Source organism: Tianweitania sp. (genome assembly GCF_032053605.1).
Taxonomy (GTDB): Bacteria; Pseudomonadota; Alphaproteobacteria; order Rhizobiales; family Rhizobiaceae; genus Tianweitania.
The window spans coordinates 22,889-29,578 of record NZ_DAMBUH010000041.1 but is presented as its reverse complement, the minus strand read 5'-3'; the positions used below and the strand labels follow the sequence as shown (position 1 = coordinate 29,578).

Here is a 6,690-nt window from a genome sequence, read left to right as displayed (position 1 = left end):
TGGCTCAGCCGGCGTTGCCGGCGTTTGCGGCGTAGCCGGAGTGGCCGGCGATGCGGGAGTAGCAGGCGTTGCGGGCGCGGACGGCGTTGCTGGTGTAGCGGGGGTTGCTGGTGTTGCCGGAGAAGCAGGGGTTGCCGGTGTCGGTCCGGTCTGCTCGCTTCCGGTTTGCTGGGTCGTGGTATTCTGGGCAAAGGCGGGCAAAGCGGCCAGTGCTGCGGAAAGGCCGAACAGTCCTGCTGCTGCGGAGCGCGTCAAGCGTTTCGGGTGCATGAGCGAAATCCTTGAATGAGCAAAGGGGGTGCCGATTAGCGGCGGCGGCGCGGGCGCGACAGCCGGGACAGAACCGGCATCGTGGCGAGCACCAGGATCAGGATGACCGTCGGCGCAACAAGGCGCGGAACCTGCGCCCACCAGTCGAAGCCTGCTTCCCAGAAGGCCCAGATCACCGTTCCGATATAGGTAAGGAGGTAAACCGACACTGCGGCAAGCGAGCCGCGAAACAGATAAAGCGCGGTCAAGATCAGGCCGAAGCCGGCGAAAACATAGTACCAGGAGCCGCCAAGCGCGATCAGGTAAGCGCCGCCGCCAAAGATCGGCAATCCGAAGAGAATGAGAACGATGCCCAGCGCAACCACCGCCCAGTAGCCCGCGCCGCGTTGGCGTGTGACGGATCTCGATTGAAGAGAACTCAACGCTGCCTCCATTTGCAAATTGATGTGAACGAACCGGGCTAGCCGAAGGCTGGCGTCAGGCTTTGGTACACGCACGACTTAAGTCAAGGAAGGCCTTAGACAATGGCGTTCTTTGAACAAAATCCACGACCGCCGAATGACGCCCATCCATCTTCGTCGCCGATCCTGACAGGTTTTTGGCATCATCTGGCGAGCCGGCTATGGAACACGCCTTCCTTGTAGACGTTGTGGAAGACAATCCTGAAGTGCCTCAAAGGAAAGTCCATGAACGCACAGACATTCGACAAACCGGTGGCAGTGCTTATTGGTCTCGGCTTCGTGCGCAACGTGCCGACGGTTATGGCCGCCTATGAGATGGTGGCGGAATGGCCGGCATCGCCGCGCAGTCTGCCTCAGGTTAAGGCCTTGAACGCCTGCCGGGCGGCCCTGAATGGAGAGGGCAGGGCGGAAGATGCTCACTTGGCCTTCCTGGATTTTGCCGAGCATACCGGAATTCTGATGGAGGACACCGCGTCGCTTCTGCCCGCTGCGACGCAGATTGCTGTTCGTCGCGCACCTGGATTGAACTAGAACTCACCAATATTGTCGCTCAGGATCTAGGCAACTTTTTTGTTGCGCAATTTTGAGGCAGCGGCTACAAAGGTTTCACGGTCGCTCAACCTCCTCCCTGAACGGCCGAATCTAATGAACGCCTGCCGCACCTCCTCCCGCGGCGGGCGTTTTTCGTTCCAGAACCTCAGGCGGTGGCTGCCGGGGTGAAGGCGTTGCGCCGACCCAGCGCGGTTTCCCAAGCTAACGCGTGGCCAACGATCGTATCGAGATCATCGTAGCTCGGCTGCCAGCCGAGTTCCGCGCGCGCCAGAGAGGCATCGGCGACGATGGCTGCCGCATCGCCCGGGCGCCGATCGGTGGTTTCAACCTTGAAGTCGATGCCGCTCAGGCGCTTCACGCTGTCGATCACGTCCAGCACGGAGTAACCGTGGCCGTAGCCGCAATTGGCGATGATGCTGTCTGCGCCCGAACGCAGCCGCTTCAACGCCAGGCGGTGGGCGGCAACGAGATCGGACACATGAATGTAATCGCGCATGCAGGTGCCATCCGGCGTGTCGTAATCGGTGCCGAACACGTTCATCTTCTCGCGTTTGCCGAGCGCAGTCTCGCAAGCCACCTTGATCAGATGCGTGGCTCCGGGCGTCGACTGTCCTGTACGCGCCTTCGGATCCGCACCCGCAACGTTGAAATAACGTAATGCCGTAAAGGTGAGCGGATGCGCGGCAGCCGTGTCGCGCAGCATCCATTCCGTCATCAGCTTGGAGCGGCCGTAAGGCGATTCCGGCACCTGCGCTACGGTTTCGGATACCGGCTCCATGCCAGCACCGCCGTAGACGGCCGCCGTTGAGGAAAAGATGAAATGGGGGACCTTGGCTCGCACGGCGCTTTCGATCAGCGCACGCGATTTGACGGTATTGTTGTCATAGTAGGAAAGGGGATCGGCCACCGATTCCGGCACCACCACCGAACCCGCGAAATGGATGAGCGCGTCGATGTAATGCTCGTCGATCAGCCTTGCCAGCAAGGCCTGGTCGGCAATGTCGCCTTGCACCAACTTGGCTTCCGGCGCCACGGCCCATTCGAAGCCGGTCGAAAGCCGGTCGAGCACAACGACATCCTCGCCGTCGTCGAGCAACTCCCAAACCATGTGGCTGCCGATATAGCCCGCTCCGCCCGTAACCAGCACCGCCATTGATTTTTCGTCCCTACAGGTTTTTCCACGTTCCTATAGCGGGTGGAACGCCGGGGTGCGAGCCGCTTGACGCAAGATCCCGCCATTCAGACTGCGTGCTTTAACCATTTCTTTTCCAAGCTTGTTCAAGGTGCCTTAACGGGGATGAGGGCTTGGGCCGGAACTGCGCGCGCGATGTTTGATGCCGATGACCACCCTCGCGGGAGCGTGAAGCCCGGAAGGCGCGCTGCGTCATCGCTCCTCACCATTCGGTCGTCTTCGGCTACCGAAACATCTGCGCCTTCGCCAGCAGATCGTGGCCTTACCGCGCGCCTGCGCGAGCGCTTCTCCCGTGTGCGAACCCGGCCCGCGACCGTACCCGCTCCAATCGAGCAGCCAGAAGCCCTCCCGCCGCGATCGCCCGTTACACGCGTTGAGCCCGTGGCAGACACCGATACCTGGCGCCCGCTGATCGATCCGGGCACGGTGCTGATGCGCGTGGTGCGTTCGCCCTGGACCATTCTGATCTGCACCGTTGCCGGCACGGCGCTCGGCATTGTGGTCGCGCTAAATACGCCCAAGGTTTATGAAGCCGCGACCGACCTACTGATCGACCCGCGCGATCTCCAGATCCTCGATCGCGAAATCAGCCAATCCGGCCTGTCCTCCGACGCCGCTCTGGCGCTGATCCAGAACCAGATGCGGATCATGACCTCCGGCAATGTGCTGAACAAGGTCGTAGACCAACTCGGCCTGCAGGATGATCCCGAATTCAACGGGCAGGCTAGCCGTGGCATTGATCTCAACCCGCTGAACAGGCTGAGGGCTGCCCTCGCGCCTGACGACAATGGTGCGCCGAACCCTGCGATCCGCCGGACCATGACCATCCAGAACCTGCAGCGGCATGTTCAGGTGACCCGCGACAGCGCCACCTTTGTGGTCACGATCTGGGCGAAAGCGCAGGATCCTGAGAAAGCGGCGCGTATTGCCAATACGATGTCATCCGCCTTCCTAGAAACCAGCGCCAGGTTTCAGGCCGAAACGGCAGGACGCGCCACAAGCGAGTTGACCGGCCGGCTCGACGAACTGCGCGGCTCGGTTGAAGACGCCGAGCGCAAAGTCGAAACGTTCAAGGCCGAGAACGGCATCGTCGATGCGCAAGGCCGGCTCATCACCGACGACGAAATCCTTAAGCTGAACGACCAGCTTTCCACCGCGCGTGCCCGAACCGCCGAACTGAAAGCGCGCGCGGCGACGGTCGGCACGCTCAACGTCGATGCCGTCGTGGGCGGCATCTTGCCGGAACAGATCAATTCCAACGTGCTGGCGCAGCTGCGGGCGCAATACGCCGCCTTGCGGCAGGAAGCGGACCGTCTCGCCGTGCGGCTCGGACCGCGACACCCTCAGCGTTTGGCAGCCAATGTTCAGGTTGGAAGCGCGCGCGATCAGATTGCGCAGGAACTGCGGCGTATCAACAGTTCGGTTCAGGTCGAGCTCAGCCGCGCCCAGCAGCTGGAAAAGGATCTTTCCGGCCGTCTCGATACGCTGAAAACCCGGCAAGGCGATCTCAGCGGCGAGCGTGTCACCCTGCGCGAGCTGGAGCGCGATGCTGCCTCCAAGCGGGCCGTGTACGAAGCCTTTCTGCTGCGCAGCCGGGAAACTGGCGAACAGGAAAACATCAACACCGCCAACATCAACATCATTTCGCCGGCGAGTGCCCCGCTGCAATCCAGCGGCCTATCCCGCGCGAAGATCGTTCTTATCGGGCTGATCCTGGGGCTGGGCGCCGGCATCGGCTTAGCGCTGCTTCGTGGCGTGTGGGACAGCCTGCGTCAGAATGCGACCACACGATCGGGCCAGCGCCGTCAATCGCCAGTCGCCGCTGCAACACCGCAGCCAGCACGCGTACCGGCTCCTCCGGTTCAGGATAGCAACGCCTATCCCACTCGCGCGTCATCCCCGAAAAGCGAAACACCGCAATTCCCTTGGCAGGCAACGCAGGGACAACCGCAGCCCGGCCGGCAATGGCACGATGCGGTTCCGCCTTTCTCGACCTATGCGGCGCAATCCGCGCAGCGCCTCGATCCGTCTCAAAAAGTGCGGCCCACGACCGGCTTCGAACGGTCGGCCGTTGAAGAAATCCGCGACAGCCTGCGCGAATTTCGTGAGGCGGTGGAAGACCTGAAGGAAAGCCGTCGGCGGTCCTAAAACCGAAGACATCAATCCCAAGCATTGCGGAAGCGGCATATCGCGCCGTTGCCGTGGAAGTGCTATCGCCCGCTCATGCGCTAAATCGAACATGCGGTCTGCAGGCGGAGAAGAAACATGGCTGAAGTCATCAACGGCAAGCTGGTTGGCGAAGAGGTCGTCGCCAAGGTGAAGGAAGCAACGGCTAGCCTTCTTGAGGATGGCGGTGCGCAGCCGGGTCTGGCCGTGGTGATCGTCGGCGAAGATCCAGCCAGCCAGGTCTATGTCAATTCGAAGTCCCGCAAGGCCAAGGAATGCGGCTTCCATTCCGAGCAGCACACGCTGCCCGCGGAAACGAGTGAGGCCGATCTTCTTGGCTTGGTGGAAAAGCTCAATGCCGATCCGGCCATCCACGGCATCCTCGTTCAGCTGCCGCTGCCGGCGCAGATCGATTCGGCCAAGGTGATCCAGGCGATCGCCGCTGAAAAGGACGTGGACGGCTTCAACTTCACCAATGTCGGCAAGATCGGCGTCGGTGAGCTCGACAGCGCCTTCGTGCCCTGCACGCCGGCCGGCTGCATGATCCTGGTCGAGCGCGTTCATGGCAAGGATCTGTCCGGCCTGACTGCCGTCGTCATTGGCCGCTCCAACATCGTGGGCAAGCCGATGGCCAACCTGCTGTTGGCCGCCAACTGCACGGTCACGATCGCCCACAGCCGCACGAGGGATCTGGCAGCGCTCGCCCGCACGGCCGACATTCTTGTGGCTGCCGTCGGCCGGCCGGAAATCGTTAAGGGCGACTGGGTGAAGCCGGGCGCCACCGTGATCGATGTCGGCATCAACCGCGTCGTGTCGGCAGAAGGCGAGAAGGCGCGTCTGGTGGGCGATGTCGCCTTCGCCGAAGCTTCCGAGAATGCCGGCGCCATCACGCCCGTGCCGGGCGGTGTCGGTCCGATGACCATCGCCATGCTGATGGCCAACACGCTGGCCTCCGCCTACCGCGCTTCCGGCAAGTCATCGCCACAGTTCTAAGGCTCTTACGTCCAATGTTTACGCCGCCCTGATAAGCGCGGCGGCAAAGGGTGCACTGGAATGTCTGATCCCGCTGGCGGCGGCCGGCACTTCGCCTTTTTGCTGGTCGACAAGTTCGCGATGTTTTCGCTGGCAGCCGCCATCGACACGGTGCGTTCGGCCAACCGGATGCTGGGCCACGACTTCTACAGCTGGACCACCATTTCCGCCGATGGCGAAGCGGTCATGGCCTCCAACGGCCTGCCGCTGAAGATCGACTACAGCGTAGCCGACATCCCGCCAGCCGACATCCTGTTCGTGTGCCTGGGGCTCAGCACCGAGTTTCCCGGCAAAAGCAAGATCCTGGCGGCACTCCGCACCTGGGGGAGACGCGGCGGCGCCCTCGGCGCCCTCTCGGCCGGCTCTTTCCTGCTCGCCGAAGCAGGGCAGCTCGAAGGTCACCGCTGCACCATTCATTGGGAAAACCGTGCCGGGTTCCGCGAACGCTTTCCGGATATCGAATGCACCGGCAATGTCTATGAGATCGACCGCAAGCGCTACAGCTGCGCTGGCGGCACGACCTCGATCGATCTGATGCTGGAGATCCTGCGCAGCGACTTCGGCCAAGGCCTCGCGAATGAAGTCGCCAACCAGTTCCAGCACGAGCGCATCCGCTCCGCCGGTGACCGCCAGCGCATCGGCCCCGAACGCGATCTCACCGGCAAATCGGAAAAGCTGCGCAAGATCGTCGAACTCATGGCCGACAAGCTCGACGAGCCGCTGTCAGCCGTGCAACTCGCCAAGGCGGCCGGACTGTCCGTGCGCCAGGTCGAGCGCCTGTTTCTGCGCCACCTCAACATGACGCCCGGCCGCTATTACATGCGGCTGCGCCTGGAACGCGCCCGCGAACTGCTGCGCCAAACCAACATGCCCATCCTCGACGTCGCCATCGCCACCGGCTTCACCTCCCACTCCTACTTCGCCCAAAGCTACCGCCTGCAGTTCGGGCGGCCACCAAGCGAAGAGCGGCGGACGACGTATTGACGCTTGCGGAACCCATCCGATGGGTTAATATGC

7 protein-coding genes are annotated in these 6,690 nt (G+C 62.5%); 5 read left to right on the top strand and 2 right to left on the bottom strand.

Going from position 1 to position 6,690, the window contains the following annotated elements:
• Window positions 1-289 (top strand): hypothetical protein (locus tag RTX98_RS11285; RefSeq protein ID WP_312796649.1); only part of this gene is annotated, 289 nt, incomplete at its 5' end.
• A gap of 16 nt (window positions 290-305) precedes the next feature.
• Here the strand turns inward: RTX98_RS11285 and RTX98_RS11280 are convergent.
• Complete coding sequence (locus RTX98_RS11280; RefSeq protein WP_210312957.1) at window positions 306-692, bottom strand: hypothetical protein; 387 nt, start codon at window positions 690-692, stop codon at window positions 306-308.
• A gap of 264 nt (window positions 693-956) precedes the next feature.
• Between RTX98_RS11280 and RTX98_RS11275 the strand changes: the two genes are divergently transcribed.
• Entirely contained in the window at window positions 957-1,262 is a 306-nt protein-coding gene (locus RTX98_RS11275) for a DUF982 domain-containing protein (protein WP_312796648.1), read from the top strand.
• Between the two features lie 166 nt (window positions 1,263-1,428).
• Here the strand turns inward: RTX98_RS11275 and galE are convergent, their stop codons facing one another.
• Complete coding sequence (galE, locus tag RTX98_RS11270) at window positions 1,429-2,436, bottom strand: UDP-glucose 4-epimerase GalE (protein ID WP_312796647.1); 1,008 nt, start codon at window positions 2,434-2,436, stop codon at window positions 1,429-1,431.
• A gap of 420 nt (window positions 2,437-2,856) precedes the next feature.
• Here galE and RTX98_RS11265 point away from each other — a divergent pair, with 420 nt between their 5' ends.
• From RTX98_RS11265 to RTX98_RS11255, 3 genes are all read left to right on the top strand, one after another.
• Entirely contained in the window at window positions 2,857-4,623 is a 1,767-nt protein-coding gene (locus RTX98_RS11265) for a GumC family protein (protein ID WP_312796646.1), read from the top strand.
• Between the two features lie 117 nt (window positions 4,624-4,740).
• A complete protein-coding gene (locus RTX98_RS11260) occupies window positions 4,741-5,634 on the top strand; it encodes a bifunctional methylenetetrahydrofolate dehydrogenase/methenyltetrahydrofolate cyclohydrolase (protein WP_312796644.1) in 894 nt (297 codons plus the stop codon).
• Between the two features lie 60 nt (window positions 5,635-5,694).
• The gene (locus RTX98_RS11255; protein ID WP_312796643.1) at window positions 5,695-6,657 is read left to right on the top strand and encodes a GlxA family transcriptional regulator; all 963 of its coding nucleotides are present in this window, start codon (window positions 5,695-5,697) and stop codon (window positions 6,655-6,657) included.
• Window positions 6,658-6,690 lie beyond the last annotated feature (33 nt).

What these genes read in the sequence shown, in the direction of transcription:
- galE (WP_312796647.1), bottom strand. Translation starts at nt 2,436, where the DNA reads ATGGCGGTGCTGGTTACGGGCGGAGCGGGCTATATCGGCAGCCACATG.
- RTX98_RS11255 (WP_312796643.1), top strand. Translation starts at nt 5,695, where the DNA reads ATGTCTGATCCCGCTGGCGGCGGCCGGCACTTCGCCTTTTTGCTGGTC.
- RTX98_RS11275 (WP_312796648.1), top strand. Translation starts at nt 957, where the DNA reads ATGAACGCACAGACATTCGACAAACCGGTGGCAGTGCTTATTGGTCTC.
- RTX98_RS11260 (WP_312796644.1), top strand. Translation starts at nt 4,741, where the DNA reads ATGGCTGAAGTCATCAACGGCAAGCTGGTTGGCGAAGAGGTCGTCGCC.